18 protein-coding genes are annotated in these 21,231 nt (G+C 68.1%); 9 read left to right on the forward strand and 9 right to left on the reverse strand.

Translation table 11 applies throughout. The features are described 5' to 3' along the window. Positions 1-660: 660 nt before the first annotated feature. Positions 661-1,152: a ribonuclease HI family protein gene (locus tag RD110_RS18090; protein WP_076200836.1), complete on the reverse strand. Its 492-nt coding sequence runs from the start codon at positions 1,150-1,152 to the stop codon at positions 661-663. 125 nt (positions 1,153-1,277) lie between these two features. Here RD110_RS18090 and RD110_RS28095 point away from each other — a divergent pair, with 125 nt between their 5' ends. Beyond that, on the forward strand, positions 1,278-1,838 hold the full coding sequence (locus tag RD110_RS28095; protein WP_076200838.1) for a hypothetical protein: 561 nt from the start codon (positions 1,278-1,280) through the stop codon (positions 1,836-1,838). Positions 1,839-2,059: 221 nt separating this feature from the next. On the opposite strand, the gene RD110_RS18100 is transcribed toward RD110_RS28095, so the two are convergent. The 3 genes from RD110_RS18100 to RD110_RS18110 are packed head-to-tail and all read right to left on the reverse strand — an operon-like array spanning position 2,060 to position 5,948. Continuing rightward, the gene (locus tag RD110_RS18100; RefSeq protein WP_076200839.1) at positions 2,060-4,309 is read right to left on the reverse strand and encodes a xanthine dehydrogenase family protein molybdopterin-binding subunit; all 2,250 of its coding nucleotides are present in this window, start codon (positions 4,307-4,309) and stop codon (positions 2,060-2,062) included. Between the two features lie 32 nt (positions 4,310-4,341). Continuing rightward, positions 4,342-5,313, reverse strand: coding sequence for an FAD binding domain-containing protein (locus RD110_RS18105; protein ID WP_076200841.1), 972 nt, complete (start codon positions 5,311-5,313; stop codon positions 4,342-4,344). Continuing rightward, positions 5,310-5,948: a 2Fe-2S iron-sulfur cluster-binding protein gene (locus tag RD110_RS18110; RefSeq protein ID WP_076205220.1), complete on the reverse strand. Its 639-nt coding sequence runs from the start codon at positions 5,946-5,948 to the stop codon at positions 5,310-5,312. The genes RD110_RS18105 and RD110_RS18110 overlap by 4 nt, the downstream gene beginning before the upstream one ends. 386 nt (positions 5,949-6,334) lie before the next feature. Between RD110_RS18110 and RD110_RS18115 the strand changes: the two genes are divergently transcribed. Together RD110_RS18115 and RD110_RS18120 are read left to right on the forward strand one after the other, a co-directional pair. Continuing rightward, on the forward strand, positions 6,335-8,638 hold the full coding sequence (locus RD110_RS18115) for an FdhF/YdeP family oxidoreductase (protein ID WP_076200842.1): 2,304 nt from the start codon (positions 6,335-6,337) through the stop codon (positions 8,636-8,638). A gap of 40 nt (positions 8,639-8,678) precedes the next feature. Further along, the gene (locus RD110_RS18120; RefSeq protein ID WP_076200844.1) at positions 8,679-9,821 is read left to right on the forward strand and encodes a catalase family protein; all 1,143 of its coding nucleotides are present in this window, start codon (positions 8,679-8,681) and stop codon (positions 9,819-9,821) included. A gap of 3 nt (positions 9,822-9,824) precedes the next feature. Here RD110_RS18120 and RD110_RS18125 read toward each other — a convergent pair whose 3' ends face one another. Further along, positions 9,825-12,737, reverse strand: a complete 2,913-nt coding sequence (locus tag RD110_RS18125) for a C1 family peptidase (protein WP_076200846.1) — start codon at positions 12,735-12,737, stop codon at positions 9,825-9,827. Between the two features lie 290 nt (positions 12,738-13,027). Further along, positions 13,028-13,939 carry a LysR substrate-binding domain-containing protein gene (locus tag RD110_RS18130; protein ID WP_076200848.1) on the reverse strand — a complete coding sequence of 304 codons (912 nt, stop codon included), beginning with the start codon at positions 13,937-13,939 and terminating at the stop codon, positions 13,028-13,030. A gap of 110 nt (positions 13,940-14,049) precedes the next feature. On the opposite strand from RD110_RS18130, the gene RD110_RS18135 reads away from it, so the two are divergent. Further along, the gene (locus RD110_RS18135) at positions 14,050-15,324 is read left to right on the forward strand and encodes a M20 aminoacylase family protein (protein WP_076205223.1); all 1,275 of its coding nucleotides are present in this window, start codon (positions 14,050-14,052) and stop codon (positions 15,322-15,324) included. Continuing rightward, a complete protein-coding gene (locus RD110_RS18140; RefSeq protein ID WP_076200850.1) occupies positions 15,321-16,310 on the forward strand; it encodes a Bug family tripartite tricarboxylate transporter substrate binding protein in 990 nt (329 codons plus the stop codon). The genes RD110_RS18135 and RD110_RS18140 overlap by 4 nt, the downstream gene beginning before the upstream one ends. Positions 16,311-16,337: 27 nt before the next feature. Here RD110_RS18140 and RD110_RS18145 read toward each other — a convergent pair whose 3' ends face one another. After that, complete coding sequence (locus tag RD110_RS18145) at positions 16,338-16,793, reverse strand: Lrp/AsnC family transcriptional regulator (RefSeq protein WP_076200851.1); 456 nt, start codon at positions 16,791-16,793, stop codon at positions 16,338-16,340. Between the two features lie 125 nt (positions 16,794-16,918). Here RD110_RS18145 and RD110_RS18150 point away from each other — a divergent pair, with 125 nt between their 5' ends. Next, positions 16,919-17,539: a LysE family translocator gene (locus tag RD110_RS18150; protein WP_076200859.1), complete on the forward strand. Its 621-nt coding sequence runs from the start codon at positions 16,919-16,921 to the stop codon at positions 17,537-17,539. Here RD110_RS18150 and rlmB read toward each other — a convergent pair whose 3' ends face one another. Beyond that, positions 17,540-18,274, reverse strand: a complete 735-nt coding sequence (gene rlmB / locus RD110_RS18155) for a 23S rRNA (guanosine(2251)-2'-O)-methyltransferase RlmB (protein ID WP_076200861.1) — start codon at positions 18,272-18,274, stop codon at positions 17,540-17,542. It abuts the gene before it with no gap. 146 nt (positions 18,275-18,420) lie between these two features. Between rlmB and RD110_RS18160 the strand changes: the two genes are divergently transcribed. Together RD110_RS18160 and RD110_RS18165 are read left to right on the forward strand one after the other, a co-directional pair. Continuing rightward, complete coding sequence (locus RD110_RS18160; RefSeq protein ID WP_076205225.1) at positions 18,421-18,627, forward strand: hypothetical protein; 207 nt, start codon at positions 18,421-18,423, stop codon at positions 18,625-18,627. 32 nt (positions 18,628-18,659) lie between these two features. Continuing rightward, on the forward strand, positions 18,660-19,841 hold the full coding sequence (locus RD110_RS18165) for a zinc-binding metallopeptidase family protein (RefSeq protein ID WP_076200862.1): 1,182 nt from the start codon (positions 18,660-18,662) through the stop codon (positions 19,839-19,841). A gap of 25 nt (positions 19,842-19,866) precedes the next feature. Here the strand turns inward: RD110_RS18165 and RD110_RS18170 are convergent, their stop codons facing one another. Continuing rightward, positions 19,867-20,571 (reverse strand): ABC transporter ATP-binding protein, encoded by a 705-nt coding sequence (locus RD110_RS18170; RefSeq protein ID WP_076200864.1) that lies wholly within the window; start codon positions 20,569-20,571, stop codon positions 19,867-19,869. Between the two features lie 14 nt (positions 20,572-20,585). Here RD110_RS18170 and RD110_RS18175 point away from each other — a divergent pair, with 14 nt between their 5' ends. Next, positions 20,586-21,230, forward strand: coding sequence for an arylesterase (locus RD110_RS18175; protein ID WP_076200865.1), 645 nt, complete (start codon positions 20,586-20,588; stop codon positions 21,228-21,230). Position 21,231 lies beyond the last annotated feature (1 nt).

The raw sequence follows: 21,231 nt of genomic DNA on the forward strand, positions 1-21,231 counted from the left end.
GGTCGGCGAAATATGCAATGGCTGGTGCTCGGCTTGACCGGCCCCGAAACCTCCGTTCGGGCTGAGCCTTTCGAAGCCCCTTGACTCGGGTGAAGAGCCACTTCGACAGGCTCAGTGCGAACGGGCGGGGTCGGCGAAATATGCAATGGCTGGTGCTCGGCTTGATCGGTCCCGAAACCTCCGTTCGGGCTGAGCCGGTCGAAGCCCCTTGACTCGGGTGAAGAGCCACTTCGACAGGCTCAGTGCGAACGGGCGGGGTCGGCGAAATACGCAATGGCTGGTCCTCGGCTTGACCGGCCCCGAAACCTCCGTTCGGGCTGAGCCTGTCGAAGCCCCTTGACTCGGGTGAAGAGGCACCTCGACAAGCTCAGTGCGAACGGGACAGGGTCGGCGAAATACGCAATGGGTGGTCCTCGGCTTGATCGGTCCCGAAACCTCCGTTCGGGCTGAGCCTGTCGAAGCCCCTTGACTCGGTTGAAGAGGCACTTCGACAAGCTCAGTGCGAACGGGCGGGGTCGGCGAAATATGCAATGGCTGGTCGTCGGCTTGATCGGCCCGAAACCTCCGTTCGGGCTGAGCCTGTCGAAGCCCATTGGCTCGGACGAAGAGGCACTTCGACAGGCTCAGTGCGAACGGGCGGGGACGCTAAATGCGCGGAGATCACCGCCCGCGCCGCTTCGAGGCCTTGACGGTCCGTGGCGCGGCGATGCCCAACGCAGCGCGCGCGAGGCCATCCGCGTCGCTGTTGAGGTGCTGCGGTATCCACACCACCTCGGCCTGCCTGAACGACACCAGCAGTGCGCGGGCCTCGTCGAAGAGATGGGCCAGGCGTGCGATCGGCTTCGCCGCGCCACCCCCCAACTGCGCCACCACAACGCTGTTGTCGCAATGCACGCGCAGCACATCCGCCCCCATCGACTTCAGCGCGAGAAGCGCCGCCGTCAACGCGCGTACTTCGGCTTCGTTGTTGCAGCCGCGTTCAGCCGCAGCCTGCGAAAGCGTGTGGCGTGCCCCGTCGGGCGCCGTGATCACCGCGCCCAGGCCGATGCGGCCCGGATTGGGCATGGCGCTGCCGTCGCAGTAGGCGGTCCAGGCGTTCGGCGGCAGTGGCCGCTCGAATGGGCGTGTTTTCGGTCCCGGCGCGCGCGCCATCGTTGATCTACCTTCCCCAAATATCAAACTTATCCTACACGGCCGCTGGATGCGCCGACGTTGGCCGATGGCGCGGTGCTGGCTACAGTGAATCCATCGCTTCAGGAGCATTCCAGGACACGCATATGGACTTTGATGGTATTGCCTCGAGATGGGCAAACTCAAGAGCGCTTTCATCGCCGGCCATCCTGGCCGATCTGCTGGCCTACGACCCGCAGCAGCTCGGCCAATTACGTGCCTCGGTGGCGCGGTATGCCGAACTGGCCCATGCGGTGGAGCTCATCGATGTGCTGACGGCCTTCCACCTGGCCAGACAACGCCTGGACGAAGCCCGGCAGGCCGCGCATCGGATCTCGGACCTGGCCGGGCGGATGGCACAGGACGCAGCGGCCGTGCCCGCCATGGCGCTGGCTTCGGTCGAACGCGCCGTGCACGCACAGGAGGCCGCACACCAGGCGCTGGAGCGCGCCCAGACGGGCCGGGAAAAAATCAACGCCGCCGTCGTGCTCGAGCTGGCCGATGTGGCCGCGACCAAGGCGCTCGAGGCCTCCGAGGCCGCCGACCAGCTCACCCTGGCCCTGGCCGCCCTGATCCAAGCCACGCAGCCGGAGGGGGCACACCGCCAACATGTGGCGAGCCGGCTCGAGGATCAGGGCCATGGTGAGGTGCCCGCTGCGCTGCAGTAGCGCAGCGCCGCCGCCTGTCATTCAGACATCCAAACCCGAGGCCACATCCCGCTCCGTTCGGGCTGGCCCGGTCGAAGCCCTGGGCCACGGCGAGCATTAGCTTCGACAGGCTCAGGGCGAACGGACGGCCAGGCTCAGGGCGAACAGACGGGTCTCAGGCTCAGGACGAACGGACGGGCCAGGCTCAGGGCAAACGGCCGGGTCGTCGCCGAATACGTAACTTATCCACCAGCCTGCTTCGCAGCCAGCCCCGTCATCACCTTGTCCAGCGTCAAGGGGAATTGGCGGATGCGCACGCCGCACGCGTTGTAGACCGCATTCGCCACCGCCGCACCCGCGCCGCAGATGCCGAGTTCCCCCACGCCCTTGATCTTCAACGGGTTGGTCTTGTCGTCGACCTCGGGCAGGAAGATCGCCTCGACCGCTGGAATATCGGCATGCGCCGCCACGTGGTAGCCAGCCAGATCCTGGTTGGCGAAGAAGCCGTAGCGTGGATCGACCACCGCCTCCTCCATCAGCGCACTGCCCACGCCCCAGACCATGGCCCCCACGGCCTGGTTCTTGGCGGTCTTCTCGTTGAGGATGCGGCCCGCCGCGAACACACCCAGCATGCGCCGCAGGCGGATCTCACCGGTGTCGCGGTGCACGGCCACTTCCGCGAAGTGGGCGCCGTAGGCCTGCTGCGAGAACTTCTTGGCCATGCTGCCGGGCTTGATCTCGCCGCTGGCCTCCAGGCCCAGCGTACCGGCCAGCGCGCCCAGGGTTTCGGACTTGCCCGCGCCGGACACCCGGCCATCCGCGAACACCGCCTCGGCCGGCGCCACGCCGAGCTTGCGCGCGAGCTTCTCGCGCAGGTTGGTGCAGGCGTCGAACAGGCCGGAGCCCGCGCTCGCCGCGCCCCAGGAGCCACCGGAGCCCGGCGTTTCGGGGAAGTCGCTGTCGCCCAGCAGCATGCGCACCTTGTCCACCGGCAGGCCCATGGTTTCGGCCGCCACCTGGGTCAGCACGGTGTAGCTGCCGGTGCCGATGTCGGTCATGGCCATGCGCACCGTGAGCACACCCTGCCGGTCCAGCGCCACGTTGCATTTGGACGGCATCAGGAAATTGCTGCGCGTGGCCGCGGCCATGCCCATGCCGATCCACCAGCGCCCCTCGACCACCGCGGCCGGCTCGGCACGCCGGTTGCGCCAGCCGAAGCGCTGCGCACCCTCACGCATGCAGGCCACGAGCTGGCGGCTCGAATACGGCACGTTCAGCTCCGGATCCTGCGCGGGCTCGTTGCGGATGCGCAGTTCGATCGGGTCGAGCTTCAACTTCTCGGCGAGTTCGTCCACCGCCTGCTCCAGCGCCAGCATGCCCACGGCCTCGCCGGGTGCCCGTGTCGAATCGGCGATCGGCAAGTCGAGCTTGACGAGGCGGTGCGTGGTCATGCGGTTCGGCGCCGCATAGAGCGTGCGCGTCTGCAGGCTCGCGTTCTCCATGAAGTTGTCGAAGCGCGCGCTGTGCGCCCAGGTCTCGTGGCCGATGGCGACGAACTTGCCGTCGGCCGTGGCGCCCAGGCGCACGCGCTGCATGGTGTCGCTGCGGTGCGTGGTGAAGTGGAACATCTGCTGCCGCGTGAGCGCGGTCTTCACCGGCCGGTTGAGCTGGCGTGCAGCCATCGCCGACAACATCACGTCGCCATACACCGGCAGCTTGCCGCCGAAACCGCCACCCACGTAACGGCTCACGATGCGCACCTTGTCGGGCGCGATCTGCAGCGTGCCGGCCACGGCCTGCTGCGCGCTTTCGAGCAACTGGGAGGCGCAGTGGATGACCACGCGGCCGTCCTTCCAGTAGGCCATGGTCGCATGCGGCTCCATCTGCGCATGGATGTGGCACGGCGTGGTGTACGAGGAATCGACCTTGACCGCCGCGCCCTCGAAGGCCGAGGCGAAATCGCCGACCAGGCTGTCGGTCTTCTGGTTGGGTTCGTCGGGCGGCTTCACGGCCTTCCCCCGCGCGGGCGCGAGCTCGAACTCGCCGGGCTCGGGCGCATAACGCACCTTCACCAGGTAGGCGGCGGCGCGCGCCTGCTCGAAGGTCTGCGCCACCACATAGGCCACCGCCTGGCCGTAGTAGTCGACGCGGTTGCTGCCCATTTGCGGCGAAGCACGGCCATAGCGGTCCTTGGCGTCCAGCGGGCCCCAGGCGCCTTGCCTGGGTGCGTTGCGATGGGTCCATACCAGCAGCACGCCGGGCGCGTTTTCGGCAGCGGCGGTGTCGATGCCGGCCACCGTGCCCTTGGCGATGGTGGCGCCGACGATGAAACCATAGGCGGCCTTTCCGCCCTCGCCCTCCACCACCTCGTAGGCATAGGGCGCCTGGCCGGTGACCTTGAGCAGGCCCTCGACGCGGTTGATGCCCTTGCCGATCAGGCCCTGGCGGTTGTCATCGATGGCGTTGCGTGGCGCCGGGTTGTTCATTTCCATGGGAATGTTCCTGTGTTCTTCTAAAGGGGCGGTCAGGCCTCGGCCAGCACGGCGGCCAGGCTGCCGCGCAGCAATGGGATCTTGAAGTCGTTGTGGCCGAAGCCGCGCGCGCCCGCCAGCACCTGGTCGGCCACGGCGCGGGCCGTGGGATCGCCCAGGCGGGCGCCGGCGAGCGCCGATTCCGCGCCCTCCACACGCCACGGCTTGTGGGCCACGCCACCGAACGCGAACCTCGCCGAGCGGATGGTGCCGCCATCGGCGTCGACGATGGCGGCGACGGACACCAGCGCAAAAGCGTAGGAGGCCCGGTCGCGCACCTTGCGGTAGATGTGCCGTCCCGGCAGCGGTGGCGGCAGCGTGACCGCGGTGATGATCTCGCCCTGCTGCAGGCTGGTCTCGACCTGCGGCGTGCTGCCCGGCAGGCGGTGGAAGTCGGCGATCGGGATCACCCTTTTGCCGCGAGGCGACATGGTTTCCACCTGCGCGTCGAGCACACGCATGGCCACCGCCATGTCCGACGGATGCACGGCGATGCACTGCTCGCTGGTGCCGAGGATCGCGTTCATGCGGTTGTAGCCCTGCAGCGCCGAGCAACCTTCACCGGGCGTGCGCTTGTTGCACGGCTTGGAGATGTCGTAGAAGTAATTGCAACGCGTGCGCTGCAGCAGGTTGCCGGCCGTGGTGGCCTTGTTGCGCAACTGGCCCGAGGCACCGCTGAGCAGCGCGCGGCTCAGCACGCCGTAGTGGCGGCGCACCTGCGGGTCGGCGGCCAGGTCGCTGTTGCGCACGCTGGCGCCGATGCGCAGGCCACCGTTTTCAGTGGGCGTGACCTTGTCCAGGCCGAGGTGGTTCACGTCGATCAAGTGGCCGGGGGTTTCCACCTCCAGCTTCATCAGGTCCAGCAGGTTCGTGCCGCCGCCGATCAGGCGCGCCGAAGGCTTGGCGGCGAAGGAGGATGCCGCGTCCTGCAGCGAGCGCGGCCGCTCGTAGGTGAAGGCCTTCATGCCTGGCCTCCTTGACCGGTCGCCACTTGGCGGATGGAAGCCACGATGTTCGGGTAGGCGCTGCAGCGGCACAGGTTGCCGCTCATGCGCTCGCGGATCTCCTCGTCCGTCAAGGGGCCGGGGGCGTTCAGGTCGGGCGTGACGTGGCTCGGCATGCCCATCTTCACCTCGGCCAACATGCCGACCGAGGAACAGATCTGGCCCGAGGTGCAGTAGCCACACTGGAAGCCGTCGTGCTTGAGGAACGAGGCCTGCATCGCATGCAGCTTGTCCGGCGTGCCCAGGCCCTCGATGGTGGTGATCTCGTCGCCGTCGTGCATCACCGCCAGGCTCAGGCAGGCATTGGTGCGCCGGCCTTCGATCAATACCGTGCAGGCGCCGCATTGGCCGTGGTCGCAGCCTTTCTTCGAGCCCTTGAGGCCGAGGTTCTCGCGCAGCGCGTCGAGCACCGTGGTGCGTGTGTCGACCTCGATACGGTGCCGCTTGCCGTTGACATGCAGCGTCACGGGTTGCAATGACGGGGGTTGCTCCACCGTCGCGGCGACGGCGGTCTGTGCAGGCGCCGACGTGGTGGCGGCGCTGGAGGCGCAGCCGGCCAGGTGCACCGTGGCCATGGCGGCGCTGGCCTGCACCATGCCGCGGCGGGAAACCGGCCAGACCTTGGCCAAGCGGGTCGACAGGTCGGACCGGTTGTCGGCATTGGCGCCGGGCGCGTCTTCGGCGAGCGGGAAACGCGCAGGATGGCGCGCGTCGTGATGGTTTTCTTCTGGATGCATCGTGGAGCTTTCGAATGGGGATTGGCGGGGCTAACGAGCACCTTAGAAGTGAGATGGCACCGGCACAAGTCGTCGGGCTGCGCGCGAGGGCGTAGGCGTGTTCCTATGCCGTACCGCCGTGGTCGGCGGCGTCCCACACGGCCTGGGACCGACGTCCCACGACCCGGCGCCTGGCTTGCGCCTACGCTGATTGGCCACCCCGCGCAAGCGCGCCCTCTTACCCTCTTACACCTCCCATCGCCCCCATGAAAGACACGCCACGCTTCGCACCCGACGACCGCCCCTCCGGAGGCTGGGGTTCTCTCAAGGCGGTGGCCGTGTCGATGTTCCGCGAGGAAGCGCCGATCTCTACCGCACATGCGTTGCTCAAGCAGAACAAGCCTGGCGGCTTCGCCTGCGTGAGCTGCGCCTGGGCCAAGCCGGCCAAGCCGCATGCGGCCGAGTTCTGCGAGAACGGCGCCAAGGCCACGGCCTGGGAACTCACCGACAAACGCCTGCCTGCACGCTTCTTCGAGACGCATACGGTGAGCGAACTGCAGACCTGGAGCGACCACGACCTGGAAGCCGGCGGCCGGCTCACCGTGCCCCTGCGCTGGGACGCTGGGCTCGACCGCTACGTCGAGGTCTCATGGGAAGAAGCCTTTGCGGCCATCGGTGCCGAGTTGCGCGCACTGCAAGCCGAGCAGGCCGAGTCCGTGGTGTTCTATGCCTCGGGCCGTGCCTCGCTGGAGACGAGCTACATGTACCAGTTGCTCGCCCGCCTGTACGGCAACAACAACCTGCCCGACAGCTCCAACATGTGCCACGAGAGCACCTCCGTGGGCCTGAAGCAAAGCCTCGGTGTGCCGGTGGGCACGGTGACGCTGGACGACTTCGAACACTGCGACGCGGTCTTCTTCTTCGGCCAGAACCCGGGCGTGAACAGCCCGCGCATGCTGCACCAGTTGCAGGACGCCAGGCGGCGCGGCGTGCCCATCGTGAGCTTCAATCCGCTGCGCGAACGCGGCCTGGTGAGCTTCGCCAACCCGCAGTCGCCGCTGGAGATGCTCACGCCGGCCCAGACGGCCATCAGCACCCAATACCTGCAGGTGAAGAACGGCGGCGACATCGCGGCCATCACCGGCCTGTGCAAGTGGCTGATCGAAGGCGACGACGCGGCACTGCAGAGCGGCGCCCGGCGCCTGCTCGATGCGGCCTTCATCGCGGAGCATACGCAAGGTTTCGAGGACTTCGCGGCCTTTGTGCGCCGGACCGAATGGGCGGAGATCGAACGCGAATCCGGTCTCGACCGCGCGAGCCTCGAATCCGCCGCCGCCACCTTTGCCGCCGCGAAATCGGTGATCTGCGTCTACGGCATGGGCCTGACGCAGCACCGCAAGGGCGTGCTCAACGTACAGATGCTCACCAACCTGCTGCTGCTCGGCGGCCACATCGGCCGCGAGGGCGCGGGCATCTGCCCGGTGCGTGGCCATTCCAACGTGCAGGGCCAGCGCACCGTGGGCATCACCGAAAAGCCCGAACTCGCGCCGCTGGACCGGCTGGCGGAACTCTATGGCTTCGAGCCGCCGCGCAAGAAAGGGCTGAACACGGTGGAAGCCTGCGAAGGTGTGCTCGACGGGTCGGTGCGCGCCTTCATCGGCCTGGGCGGCAACTTCGTGCGCGCCGTGCCCGACACGCAGCGCATCGAGGCTGCCTGGCAGAAGCTGCGGCTCACGGTGCACATCGCCACCAAGCTCAACCACAGCCACCTGCTGCCCGGCGAGGTCTCCTACCTGCTGCCCTGCCTGGGCCGCATCGAGATCGACCGCCAGGCCGGCGGCGCGCAGACCGTGTCGGTGGAAGATTCGACCGGCTTCATGCATGCGTCCGACGGCGTCGCCGAGCCCGCCGAAGACACGCTGCGCTCCGAGGCGGCCATCGTCGCGTCCATCGCCCAGGCCACGCTCGCGCCCAACCCCAAGGTGCCCTGGTCGCAGTGGGTCGGCGACTACGCCCTGGTGCGCGACGCCATCGAGGCCACCTGGCCCGAGATCTTCGGCGACTTCAACCGGCGGTTCCGCGCGCCGGGCGGCTTCCAACGGCCCATTCCGGCGCGCCACCGCGAATGGAAGACCGACAGCGGCAAGGCCCACTTCGCCACGCCCGCCGACCTGCGGACGGACCCCGACACACCCGAGCCCGACGCCGATACCTTGCGCCTCATGACGGTGCGCAGCGACGACCAGTTCAACACCACGGTCTACAGCCTCGACGACCGCTTCCGCGGCATCTACGGCACGCGCATGGTGCTGCTGATGAACGCGGCTGACATCGCCCGCCTGGGCCTGGCCGAAGGCGCCATCGTGACGGCCGAGACCGCTGTGAACGACGGCTTCCACCGTGCCGTGGCCGGACTGCGCGTGACCACCTACGACATCCCCGCGGGCTGCGCCGCCGGCTACTTTCCCGAATGCAACCCGCTGATGCCGCTGGCCCACCATGCCGAAGGCAGCAAGGTGCCGGCGGCCAAGGCGATACCGATACGGCTGCGCGCCACGAAGCCGGCCTGAGCGTTCACGGGCTCTTTTTTCCACCCCAGAAGGCACCACGATGACCCAACCGAATTTCCCCGAAACCGCCCCCGTCCTGGCGGAAGCCTCGCCGCACGCGCCGCTGGCGCCGCTGGTCTACGAGCCATCCTTCGAACAGCCCGAGGAAGACGAGGCCGAGACCACGCGCGAGATGGTCGAGACCCTGCGCAAGATCAGCGAGACGGTGCACAAGGACGAAGGACATGCCTACCGCAGCGTGCATGCCAAGAGCCATGGCCTGCTGCGCGGCGAGATCGAGGTGCTGCAGGGCCTACCCGCCGTGCTGGCCCAGGGCGCCTTCGCCCATCCCGGCATCCGGCCGGTGGTGATGCGGCTGTCGAGCACGCCCGGCGACCTGCTCGACGACAAAGTGTCCACCCCGCGCGGCCTGGCGCTGAAGATCATCGGCGTCGAAGGCGTGCGCCTGCCCGGCTCGGAAGGCGACACCACGCAGGATTTCGTGATGATCAACGGCCCGGCCTTCAGCACGCCGACCGCGAAGAAATTCCTGGGCAGCCTGAAGCTGCTGGCCGGCACGACGGACAAGGCGCCGGGCGCGAAGAACGTGTTGTCCGCGGCGCTGCGCGGCCTGGAGTCGCTGATCGAAAAGGCCGGTGGCGAAAGTGCGATGCTGAAGTCCCTGGGCGGCCATCCGGCCACGAACCCGCTGGGCGAAACCTACTACACCCAGGTGCCGATGCTGTACGGCCCCTACATGGCCAAGCTGTCGCTGGCGCCGGTGTCGGCCGAACTGACGGCGCTGAAGGACGCGCCGGTGGATCTGTCCAACCCGGACGCGCTGCGCGAGGCCGTGGCGCGCCACTTCCAGACGCGCGGTGGCACCTGGGAACTGCGCGTGCAGCTCTGCGTGGACCTGGAAACCATGCCGATCGAAGACGCTCCGGTGGTGTGGCCCGAAGACACCAGCCCCTATGTGACGGTGGCCCGCATCAGCGTGTCGCCCCAGCCCGCCTGGAGCGAGGACCGCGTGCGCGCCGTGAACGACGGCATGGCTTTCAGCCCCTGGCACGGCCTGGCTGCACACCGGCCGATCGGCTCGATCATGCGGGTGCGCAAGGCTGCGTACGAGATGGCGGCGCGTTTCCGCTCGGAACACAACCCGGTCAAGGTGAGCGAACCGCGCGAGCTCGGCAACCTGTAGGCTTCAATAGCCGCGCAGGTCGTCCACCGGCAATTCGAGCTCGCCGCCGGTGATGCGCCTGAGGGTGCGCGTGACCACCGTGATGTCGTTGTCGAACGAGCCGTGGCCGGCGGGCTGCAACACTGGCGCACCACCGACCTCCAGCGCCACGGGGATGCGGTCGTCGCCCACCAGGCTGGTGCGGCTGGCGAGTTGGGCCTGCGCGGCTGCGGTGCGCCAGGTCGACAAGGCCTCGCCGGTGTCCGACGAGCCGTCCCAGCCCGAATACGCGGTGTCGTTGATGCGGTCCAGCCCGAGGATGGGCGCGCGCAGGTCGGACTCCAGGCAGTTCGAGACGAAGTACAGCAGCGACTTGCGGTAGATCGAGGCCACGTTGTCGCCGCGCTCCACGCGGTCGGACAACACGTCGAGGTAGAGCCGGTCCATCACGTTGGCATTGCTCGCGTACTTGGCGTTGGCAAAGGCCACGGAGCAGGCCGGTGCGTACAGGTTGATGCTCGTCAGCCGGCCGCCCAGGCCGTCGTCGCGTTGTGCGTTCTGCCGCGCCGCCAGCGCGGTGAGCAGATGGCCGAGCGCGATGGAGCCGGCCGAATGCCCCATCAGGTGCAGCTCGAACTGCTCGCCCCAGGTGGCCGCCAGCGCCTGCAGGGCGTCGAGCAGCAGTTCCCCGCCGCGGCGCGGCGCGAACGCGAGTTCGGCGTTCTCCTTCATCTCGCTCCAGATCGGGCGGGCCAGGGGCCGGCCGATGGTCTTCTCGATGAGCAGGTCGGTCTTCTCGGAGAACCATTCGCCCGCCCCGGCCATCGTCGGCTGGCGCTTGAAGCGGTCGGAGATGATGTCGCCGATGGATTCGAACAGCCCGGTCTTCCACACCAGGAACAGCGGGTAGCAGCCGTTGGCCACGAAGAAGCGGCCCATGGCGCTGGCCCGCTTGATGGCATCGGCCTCGCTGTTGAGGCCGCCGTGCACGTACAGCACGAGCCGCTTCTTCGCGCTCTTTTGCGCGCGGAACCACTCGTCGGGCAGGGCATAGACTTGCTTCTGCAGCTTGCGCGGCTGCTCGTCCTCGGTGAGGTAGCGGCTCACGCGGCCGTCGTTGCCCAGCACCACGCTGTGCTGGTAGGCCAGGCCCGTGTCCCACCACTTGGTCTTGTCGGCGCCAGCCAGCGCCCCGGCCGTGCCCTGGGCCACGGCCAGCCGGCCGGCCACCACGCCGGGCACCCCGAGCGAGACCACCCAGGCATCCATGCCGTTGGCCAGCCAGTCGAGGTAGGAGATCACGGCGAAGCCGCCCGCGCCCCACTTCGTGCCCCAGGAGTTCTGCAGGATGAAGCCGTGCGCGTTGAAGCCCACCAGCGCGAACGCATGGCCGCCGCCGGTGGCGGGCCGGCCGTCGAAGGCGATGCGCGGCAGGTCGGCATGTTGCTTCGGCGGCTTCTTCACCCATGGCACGTCGTCCCAGCCCGCGTGCGTGAAGGCCGACACGAAGATCGCCAGGTGCTGGTGGATGGCCGCCTGCATGTCGGTGATCGACTTGGTATCGATGCGGTAGTACACGCCCAGCGTGTTCTGCGTGGCCTGGGTGGCGAACCCGTACTTGGCGGGATTGGATTTCTCGGGCTCGTAGGGCCAGCTCGACTCGAGGCACACGCCGTTGTTGAACCAGCCCTTGAGCGCGCCACGGCAGCTCGATCCGTCGTAGTTCTCGCCTTCGTATTCGTCGTGCCGCCGCGCCAGCGTGTAGAGCATGCGCGGGCTCACCGACTCCATTTCCGCAGGCCAGCCGCCCTTGACCCAGCGCAGGTAGTTGATGACGCAGGTCAGGCCGAAGCCGGTGCAGGCGCCTTCGCGGCCCTGGTCGAGGATCAGCTTGGCGCCGGTGTAGGCCGGCAGGAACTGCGTGAGCTGCTTCTGTTCGGGAAACTCGTCGGGCAGGCTGACCGCCGGCGGCTGAAACAGTCGGTCACGCAGGTCGGCCGCATCCTTCTTCGTGAGCGAGGTGCGGCGCTGCGCCGGCGTGGCGGCCGCCATCACCGGGGCCTTGCCAGCCTTGGCCCTCGCTTTGGCACCGGCCGTACGTTTCGCCGGCGTGGCGGGCATGTCCGGCCAGATCCGGGAGGCACGGGCGAACACGTCGGAAAAACTCTCCAGCCCATGGGCCCCGCCGTTCACCAGGCGGCGCGCGGCGCGCAGATCGCCCGCGGCCACGGCGGCGCGGAACTTGACGGCCTTGTCGGCGAGGAACTGCGCCAGGATCACGGCCGCGACCTCGGGCGCGTTGGCCTTGTCCGGAAAGTCGACCAGGTCGAAGCCGATGCGCTCGCCGTAGGTCTTGTAGTTGGCCTTGCCGGTGAGCTGCACGAAGCCGCGGCCGCGGTAGCGCTCGCCGTCGCCGCGCGCGCCGTTGCCGATGTCGGTGCGCATGTCGTAGCTGCTGAACGGCGCGCCGCCGGGCGGTGTGTTGAACTTGGACTGGAATTCGGAGATCGGCACGAAACCTTCCGTCTCGGCGCGGATGGTGCCGAGTGCGCCGAGCACCATGGCCCGGTCGCTCAGGCCGACGCTGCCCAGCGCCGCTTCGATGTAGGGCAGGTAGCGCGCGATGTTGGCGGGTTTGGTGGCCGGGAACAGCTGGCTCACGTTGCCGACGTTGACGGCCGGATTCATCTCCAGCGGGCTCGGCGCGCTCAGCCCGAGCAGCAACTGGCAGCGTGGCCCGACGATGCCGTCGGCGATGACGCCGATGCCGCTCTGCCAGCGCCGGATGGCGGCGTCGAATTCGTCGTCGATGGCACCGCCGGCCGCGGCCTTGAGCACCGGGAAGCCGGCTGCATCGGCGCCGAGGGCGGCGGCCAGCGCCTTGCGCAGTCGATCGACGTCGGCACCGGCATCGCCCTTGGTCATGAGTTGCTTCATCACATGTCTCCTGATGGTGCCGGCACTGGCAGGTCGCGCTCTATGGCTCTTGCGGGCCGGCCGGCAGGCCTGCAAGGCACCGATGGCTCGGCGCAGGCATCGTAATCCGTGCGTCCTGCGCAGGATAGGGCTGCAGCGATGTGATTAGTACCCGCGCGACGCCATGCCACGCGATTGCCCGTTTAACAGGCAGGCCAAGCCCAGCCCTTACGGATCAAGCACTTAGGGAGGTCATACAGCGGCTTCGCCGATTTATCCACAGTGTTTTCCAAGGATTGCAGGGATAAGCCTCAGCCGCGGTGCGCGCGACGGCCGGCGCCGAGCCGGTGTGCGAAGAGTTCGGCCAGCGGCCGTGCTGCCGGGCTGAGCGGCACGTTGCGCAGCCGCAGCAGGCCCAGCGGCATCGGCGGCGGCAGCGGTGCGACCTGCAGCCGCAGCAGGCCAGCGCCGTACAGCGCATCCTCCATCAACGGTTTCGGACAGAAGCCGATGAGATCGGTGCGGCGCATCATTTCGGACATCAGGGTCGGGGAAGTGCAGCGGACGATGGGCCCCGAGGGCTCGCAGCCGGTCTCGCGCATCCAGCCCAGCAGCCTCATGCCCTGGCTGCCGGCCGACAGGTTCAGCACCCACTGGGCATCGGCCAGCTCGGCCCAGTTGCGCGCCTGGGCGAGGGGATGGTCGGTGCGCGCAGCCACCCATCCTTCCACCAGGGCGAGCGGCTCGAACAGCACCTCGTCGGGCAGAGCGCCAGGATCGGCCACGGCAACGGCGAAATCGAGCAGCCCCTCGACCAGGCCGGGAATCACGCTGGTCAGCAGGCCGTCGGACAGCGTGAGTTCTGCCTTCGGCTGGCTGCGCCGGAACTCCTGCCAGATCGCAGGCAGCGCCGTCACGGCCACCATCGGCGTGGCGGCCACCGCGATGCGCGAGCCCGCACCGCCCTGGATCTGCCGGATTTCCTCGCGCGCCCGCTCCAGCGTGGCAGCGGCCAGCCGAGCCCGCGACAGCAAAGCCTGGCCCGCGGGCGTGAATTCCACGCCCTGGTAGCTGCGCACCAGCAGTTCGGCACCCACGTCTTCCTCAAGTTCCCGCAGGGCCTTGGTCAGCGCGCTCTGGCTCAGGTGCGCGGCCTTGGCCGCGGCACGGATCGAGCCGCGCTCGGCCACGTGGATCAGCGCGCGCAGTTGGTGGTCTTTCATGGAGCGCCATTGTGCGAGAAGCCTGCGCAATACGGGCGACCACCTGTGGTTGTCATCCTGTAAAACATGTCGCCTTCCCGCGGCTAGCGCTGGCTCCTACGATGACCGCCATGCACGCAACCATCTCGCCCCAAGCTCTGATCGACGTCGAAGGCATGACGCAATGGCGCCACGCCATGCACCGCCATCCCGAACTCGGCTTCGAGGAGTTCCGCACCAGCGCACTCGTGGCCCAGTGCCTGCGCGACTGGGGTTATGAGGTGACCACCGGCCTGGCCGGCACCGGGCTCGTGGGCAGGCTGCGTTTCGGCAGCGGTGGCAAGTCGCTGGGCCTGCGCGCCGAAATGGACGCGCTACCGATCGAGGAAGCCACCGGCCTGCCCTGGGCCAGCGCCCTGCCCGGCAAGATGCACGGCTGTGGCCACGACGGCCATACGGCGATGCTGCTCGGCGCGGCCAAGGCGTTGGCGCAACAGCGTGAGCAGGGTGTGGACTGGAACGGTACCCTGCATCTGATCTTCCAGCCCGCCGAGGAGTTGGGTGGCGCCGGCGGTGCGCAGCGCATGATCGACGAAGGCCTGTTCAGCCGTTTTCCGTGCGACGCCGTGTTCGCCATGCACAACCACCCGGATCAGCCGGCGCGGCAGATGTTTTTTCGCACCGGGGCCTTTCTGGCCTCGTCCGACAAGGTCCACATCGTCTACCGCGGCAAGGGCGGCCATGGCGCCATCCCGCACCAGGCCATCGACCCCTCGCTACCGGCGGCAGCCACCGTGCTGGCGCTGCAAAGCATCGTGGCACGCAACGTCGACCCGCTGCAGTCGGCCGTGGTCACCGTGGGCCGGTTGCAAGCGGGCCAAACCTACAACGTGATTCCCGAAGCCGCGGAACTGGAGCTCAGCGTGCGCGCGCTGACACCCGAGGTGCGCGAGTTGCTGGCTCGGCGCATCCCCGAGGTGGCACATGGCCAGGCCGCGAGCTTCGGCGTCGAGTGCGAGGTGGCCTACGAACGAGGCTATCCGGTGTTGGTCAACACCGAGGCCGAGACCCGTCTGGCCAGCCGCGTGGCGCGCCAGTTGTTCGGCGAGGACCAGGTGATGGAAGACGCCACACCGCTGTGCGCCAGCGAAGACTTCGCCTACATGCTGCAGCAGCGCCCCGGCTGCTACCTGATGATCGGCAACGGCCACAACGGCCACGCCGGCGGCCAGCCCAGCGGCCCGTGCAGCGTGCACAACCCGCATTTCGATTTCAACGACGGCTGCCTGGGCACCGGTGCCGCGTTCTGGGTCGGACTGGCCGAGGCCTTCTTCTCGGACGACTTCCGTTCCACGCCGATCTCTTACGTCTCTCCCACCCCCCACCTTCGCAAGGAATCGCCATGAAGCTGACCCGCCGGCAAAGCGCCGCCCTGATCCCCCTGTGCCTGGCGCTGGCCGCCGGACCGGGCTTCGCCGCCGAGCCCTACCCCGCGCGGCCCGTCACGGTGATGGTGCCCTACCCCGCTGGCGGGCTGTCGGATTCGATCGCGCGGGCGCTGAGCACACCGCTGGGCAAGGCCCTGGGCCAACCGGTGATCGTGGAAAACCTTGGCGGCGCGAGTGGCGCCCTGGCCGCGCAGAAACTGCTGAACGCACCCGCCGACGGCTACATGGTCTTTCTCGGTTCGCCTGGCGAATTGATCCTGCCGCCGCTGGCCAACGCCGCGATCAAGTACCGCACCGAGGACTTCCGCATGCTCACGCAGCTCACCATCAATCCCCTGGTGCTGGTGGCACGCAAGGACCTGCCGGCCAACAACGTCGACGAGCTGGTGGCACTCGGCAGGAAGCCGGGCGCGAAACCGTTCGCCTATGGCAGCGTCGGCTTCGGCTCCATGTACCACCTGATCGCGGAGGACATGGCGGCGCAGACCGGCATGGCCGTGACCCACGTGCCGTACAAGGGCATGGCCCCGCTGATACAGGACATGGGCGGCGACAACATCGATTTCGCCGTGCTGCCCTATGCCACCAGCTTCCGGGGCATGGCCGACACCGGCCGCATGAAGCTGCTGGGCTGGGTGGGCGACCAGCGCAGCGCACTCGACAAGCGCATCCCCGCCTTCGGCGAGGGCCAGTCGCTGAAACATTTCAACTACCAGACCTGGGCCGGCATCATGGTCAGGAAGGGCACGCCCGAGGACGTGGTGCAGCGCCTGCACAAGGCGCTGGCCGAAACCATCCTCAACGCCGAATACCGCAAGGCGCTGGAGGCCACGGGTTCGGAGATCGCCCCGCTCAACGCCCTGGCCGACGCCAGCCGGTTGATGGACCAGGAAGCGGCGCGCTTCCGCGCCATCGCCCGCGCCATCAAGCTGGAACCGCAATAGACGTCGAGCCTCGGCGCGCGCAGCGGCTCAGTCCGAGTTCGCGCGGGGCCGCGGCACGGCACGCCCGCCGATGGGGCTGGACATGACGATCGCGGTGCGCGTCTCCCCAAGGTGGTTGATGCTGGCCACGAAGGCTTCGAGCGCGCCGATGTCCGGGGTGACGACCTTCATCATGAACGAGTCCTGCCCGGTGACGTGGTGGCATTCGAGCACCTCCGGCCGCCCTTGCAGCAACGCCAGCAGCCGCTGCTTGTCGGGCTGGGCGGTGGTGATGCCGATCATCGCCATGATGCCGTAGCCCACGCGTGCCGGCGGCACGACGGCGCGGTAGCCGCTGATCACGCCCGACTCCTCCAGCCGCTTCAGCCGCTCGGACACGGCCGGCACCGACAAGGCCACGCGGCCGGCGAGTTCGGTCAGCGATATGCGTGCGTCGTCCTGCAGCACCTGCAGGATCTTCCAGGATCTGTCGTCGATTTCCATTTTGAGGTGCGGTGCCCGAATTTCCGAATAAGCGAAGGCGATTGTGTCGCCAAACCGCGGATTCGCCATTCCACGCGGCGTGGGCGCGAGCGAAGATCACCTGCATCTCATCCTGGCGTTTTTTCATGGACACGATCCTGTTTTTCAAGGCCGCGCTGATCGGCCTGTCGGTGGCCGCGCCGGTCGGCCCGATCGGCCTGCTGTGCATCCAGCGCACCCTCGCCCAGGGCCGGCGCGTCGGCTTCGTCAGCGGCCTGGGTGCGGCCGCCGCCGATGCCTGCTACGGGGCGGTGGGTGCGTTCGGCGTGTCGGCGCTCACGGCGTGGTTCGTCGCACTGCGCTCGCCGCTGGCGCTGGCCGGCGGGCTGTTCCTCGGCTGGATGGGTTGGCGGATGCTGCGCTCGCGCGGGGGCGGCGGCGAGGCCGCGGTCGCCAGGCCGGCGCGCTCGGGCTGGGCGGCGTTTGCCTCGGTGCTGGCACTCACGCTGGCCAATCCGATGACCATCGTGTCGTTCACCGCGATCTTCGCCTCGCTCGGCGCTCGCGGTGCGGGCGCGGCATCGCCAGGGCTGATGGTGGCCGGCGTCTTCGTCGGTTCGGCCGCCTGGTGGCTGGGCCTGAGCATGGGTGTCGCGGCGGTGCGCACCAGGATCGACGCGCGCGGCATGCGGCGCGTCGACCAGTTCGCGGGCGTGGTGCTGCTGGCCTTCGCGCTGTACCAGCTCAGGCGCTGGTGGGCGGGTTGATCAGAGCCGCTGGCGCAGCGCCTCGTACAGGCACACGCCGCTGGCCACCGAGACGTTCAGGCTCTCCACCGCGCCGTGCATCGGGATGCCGACGAGTTCGTCGCAGGTCTTGCGCGTGAGCTGGCGCATGCCGTCGCCCTCGGCGCCGAGCACCAGGGCCACAGGACCCTTGAGGTCGACCTGGTAGAGCGTCTTGGGCGCGTTGTCGCTGGTGCCGATGCACCAGATGTTGCGTTCCTTCAATTCGCCGAGCGTGCGTGCCAGGTTCGTCACCATGAAATAAGGCATGGTTTCGGCGGCGCCGCTGGCCACCTTGGCGACCGTGGCGTTGATGCCGGCGGCATGGTCCTTGGGCGCGATCACCGCATGCGCACCGGCGCCATCGGCCACGCGCAGGCAGGCGCCGAGGTTGTGCGGATCGGTCACGCCGTCGAGCACCAGCAGCAGCGGCGGGCCTTCGATGGCGTCGAGCAGGTCGTCGAGCGAATGCACCTGGGGAATCGGCTCGACGCGCGCCACCACACCCTGGTGGCCGTGGCTGCCGCAGAGCTTGGCCAGGCGCAGGCTGTCGCCCTCGATGAGCCGCGCCCCGGCCTCGTTGGCCTTTTCCAGGAACTGCCGCATGCGCGCGTCGCGCCGTGTGGGCTCGTAGTAGATCTCGATGATGGACTGGGGCGCGGTCTTCAGGCGCACGCCGACGGCGTGGAAGCCGAAGAGGACTTTGGGGGAGGACATGGGAGGATTATCGGTTGCATCCAGGCCGGGCGGCGCGCCTGCCGACGCAGACCGCGGCGCTTCCTCCGACGTCGATTTGGGCCCGTCTCCGAAATCCCGGGCGCAGGCGCGCGACGACGATGGTTGCATTGAACGAGGAATCCGCCATGACCAATCCCTGGACCAAGAAGAATCCGATGATGAGCCTGTGGCTCAGCGCCGCCAATCGCGCGGCCGGCGCCTCGCGTGGCCAGGTGGCGGCGCAGATGAAAAAGTCCGCGGCCAAGGCCAACCGACAGGCGGTCAGCGAAATCACCAACGCCTGGCTGTCGATGTTCTCCCCGCCTGCCACGGGCCGGAAAAAACGTCGGTGAACCCCGGCCCCGCGCCCACCCCGCCACGTCCCATGCCCCGCAGTAAACCGCCGGCCGTCAGCCGCGCCTACCGCTGCCAGTGCGGCCGGCCGATTTTTCTGCGTAACACGCAATGTGTGAACTGCGGCAGCCAGCTCGGCTACGACATCGAGCGGTTGACGATGGTGGCACTCAGGCCGGGTGCGGCGCCGGAATTGTGGCACCGCGTGGCCGATGCCACGGCCGCATCGTCCGGCGGCGACGACAACTACTGGTGCTGCATCAACCGCCAGAGCGCCTCGGCCTGCAACTGGCTGATCAAGGCGAATCCACAGCTGGCCTCGCCCGTGCAACCGCAGCGCATGATCTGCCTTTCGTGCAGCCTGACGCGTGGCATGTTCGATATCACCAAGGCCCGGAACCAGCATTACTGGCGACAGCTGGAGGGCGCTAAACGCCGCCTGTTGAGCCAGTTGCTGGCGCTGAGGCTGCCGGTGCAGCCGAAGAGCGAAAGCGACGATGGCGTTGTTTTCGACATGCTCGAAGTAACGGCGGACGGCAAACCGGTGATGACGGGCCACCACAACGGTGTGATCACGCTCAACGTGGCCGAGGCCGACGATGTGCACCGCGAGACCATCCGCGCCTCGATGCACGAGCCGTACCGCACCCTGCTCGGGCATTTCCGGCATGAAATCGGCCACTACTACTGGGACCGCCTGGTGCGCGACGAGCCGGCCCGCCTGGCCGACTTTCGCGCCCTGTTCGGCGACGAGCGCCAGGACTACGCCAAGGCGCTGGAGCGGCACTACCGCCAGGGCCCGCCGGTGGACTGGCCGGTGCACTACCTCACCAGCTATGCGTCCACGCACCCGTGGGAGGACTGGGCCGAGACCTGGGCGCATTACCTGCACATCACCGACACGATCGACACCGCGGCGAGCTTCGGCATCGACGCGAACCAGGCCGACACCGAATCGGAACCGTTCGATGCGCGGTTCCTGTGGCGCCCGGACCTGTCGACCGCGGGCGACTTCCTGAACCTGCTCAACGACTGGGTGCGCCTGACGCAGGTCATGAACGAGCTCACGCGCAGCATGGGCCAGACGGACTGTTACCCGTTCGTGCTGCCCTACCGCGTGGTCGGCAAGCTGCAGTTCATCCACGAAATCGTGCTGAGCCAGCGGCTGCGGCATGAGGCTCCCGATGCTGCCTTGGATGCCTTGCCCGCGTGACATGGCCGCCTCGCACGGCGGGCGGCTAGACCTCGGCGGCCGCCACCCTTCCGGCTTCGATGGTGATGCGCCGGTCGCAGCGCGCGGCGATCGCCCGGTCGTGCGTGACCAGCACCAGGGTCGTGCCCCGTTCGCGGTTCAGGTCGAACATCAGTTCCATCACCGTCTCGCCGGTGGCGAAGTCGAGGCTGCCGGTGGGCTCGTCGGCCAGCAGCACGGCCGGCTGCACGACGAAGGCACGGGCCAGCGCCACGCGCTGCTGCTCGCCGCCGGACAAGACCTTCGGGTAATGGCCGAGACGCTCGCCCAGACCGACACGTGCCAGCATTTCGGTGGCCGCCTTGCGCGAATCCTTGCGGCCGCCGAGCTCCAGCGGCAGCATCACGTTTTCCAGCGCGGTGAGGTTGCCCATGAGCTGAAAGCTCTGGAACACGAAACCGACCTTGTGCGCCCGCAGCGCCGCGCGCTGGTCTTCGTTCATTCCGAACAGGTCCTGCCCGGCCAGGCGCACCGTACCCTTGGTGGGCGTGTCCAGGCCGGCGATGATGGACAGCAGCGTGCTCTTGCCCGAGCCCGAAGCGCCGACGATGGCCGCAGTCTCCCTCGGCGCCAGGGAGAAATCGATATCGCGCAGAATGTCGAGGGTCCCGGTGGAGTCCGTCACCGACTTGAAGACGTGTTCGACGGAAATGATGGCGGTGTCGCTGGGAATACCCGTTGGTATGGACATGAAAGGCTTTGAGTTTGTTACGTCGACACTTTATCCCGGCCGCCATCGCGGCTGCTTTTCTAGGGCCATCCTTTGCGCAAACTTCACCCGGCAAGCCCGGCCCGCAACGCACCATCCTGGTGGTGGGTGACAGCCTCAGCGCCGAATACGGGCTGAAGCGCGGCAGCGGCTGGGTGGCGCTACTGGAACAAAGGCTCGCCAAGGAGAACATCGCCGCTACGGTGCGCAACGCCAGCATCAGCGGCGATACGACGTCAGGCGGGCGCTCGCGGCTGCCGGCCCTGCTCAAGACGGTGAATCCGACCGTGGTGGTGATCGAACTCGGCGGCAACGACGCCCTGCGCGGCCTACCGCTGGCGGGCACGCAGGACAACCTTGCCGCCATGACGAAGGCAGCCCAGGCGGCCGGCGCCAAGGTACTGCTGGTGGGCATGCAGATCCCGCCGAACTACGGCGCGGACTATGCGAAGCGCTTCAGCGCGGCTTTCGACGCCGTGGCGCGCGCGAACAAGGCGGCGCTGGTGCCGTTTTTCCTGAAGGGTGTAGGGGATGGGGCGGACCCGACGGCGATGTTCCAGGCGGACCGCATCCATCCGAAGGAGGAGGCGCATCCGGTCATGCTGGACAACGTCTGGCCGCAGTTGAAGAAACTGCTTTGAT

The organism is Rhodoferax koreense (genome assembly GCF_001955695.1).
GTDB lineage: Bacteria > Pseudomonadota > Gammaproteobacteria > Burkholderiales > Burkholderiaceae_C > Rhodoferax_B > Rhodoferax_B koreensis.

What these genes read in the sequence shown, in the direction of transcription:
- RD110_RS18090 (WP_076200836.1), bottom strand. Translation starts at nt 1,152, where the DNA reads ATGGCGCGCGCGCCGGGACCGAAAACACGCCCATTCGAGCGGCCACTG.
- RD110_RS28095 (WP_076200838.1), top strand. Translation starts at nt 1,278, where the DNA reads ATGGACTTTGATGGTATTGCCTCGAGATGGGCAAACTCAAGAGCGCTT.
- RD110_RS18100 (WP_076200839.1), bottom strand. Translation starts at nt 4,309, where the DNA reads ATGGAAATGAACAACCCGGCGCCACGCAACGCCATCGATGACAACCGC.
- RD110_RS18105 (WP_076200841.1), bottom strand. Translation starts at nt 5,313, where the DNA reads ATGAAGGCCTTCACCTACGAGCGGCCGCGCTCGCTGCAGGACGCGGCA.
- RD110_RS18110 (WP_076205220.1), bottom strand. Translation starts at nt 5,948, where the DNA reads ATGGTGCAGGCCAGCGCCGCCATGGCCACGGTGCACCTGGCCGGCTGC.
- RD110_RS18115 (WP_076200842.1), top strand. Translation starts at nt 6,335, where the DNA reads ATGAAAGACACGCCACGCTTCGCACCCGACGACCGCCCCTCCGGAGGC.
- RD110_RS18120 (WP_076200844.1), top strand. Translation starts at nt 8,679, where the DNA reads ATGACCCAACCGAATTTCCCCGAAACCGCCCCCGTCCTGGCGGAAGCC.
- RD110_RS18125 (WP_076200846.1), bottom strand. Translation starts at nt 12,737, where the DNA reads ATGAAGCAACTCATGACCAAGGGCGATGCCGGTGCCGACGTCGATCGA.
- RD110_RS18130 (WP_076200848.1), bottom strand. Translation starts at nt 13,939, where the DNA reads ATGAAAGACCACCAACTGCGCGCGCTGATCCACGTGGCCGAGCGCGGC.
- RD110_RS18135 (WP_076205223.1), top strand. Translation starts at nt 14,050, where the DNA reads ATGCACGCAACCATCTCGCCCCAAGCTCTGATCGACGTCGAAGGCATG.
- RD110_RS18140 (WP_076200850.1), top strand. Translation starts at nt 15,321, where the DNA reads ATGAAGCTGACCCGCCGGCAAAGCGCCGCCCTGATCCCCCTGTGCCTG.
- RD110_RS18145 (WP_076200851.1), bottom strand. Translation starts at nt 16,793, where the DNA reads ATGGAAATCGACGACAGATCCTGGAAGATCCTGCAGGTGCTGCAGGAC.
- RD110_RS18150 (WP_076200859.1), top strand. Translation starts at nt 16,919, where the DNA reads ATGGACACGATCCTGTTTTTCAAGGCCGCGCTGATCGGCCTGTCGGTG.
- rlmB (WP_076200861.1), bottom strand. Translation starts at nt 18,274, where the DNA reads ATGTCCTCCCCCAAAGTCCTCTTCGGCTTCCACGCCGTCGGCGTGCGC.
- RD110_RS18160 (WP_076205225.1), top strand. Translation starts at nt 18,421, where the DNA reads ATGACCAATCCCTGGACCAAGAAGAATCCGATGATGAGCCTGTGGCTC.
- RD110_RS18165 (WP_076200862.1), top strand. Translation starts at nt 18,660, where the DNA reads ATGCCCCGCAGTAAACCGCCGGCCGTCAGCCGCGCCTACCGCTGCCAG.
- RD110_RS18170 (WP_076200864.1), bottom strand. Translation starts at nt 20,571, where the DNA reads ATGTCCATACCAACGGGTATTCCCAGCGACACCGCCATCATTTCCGTC.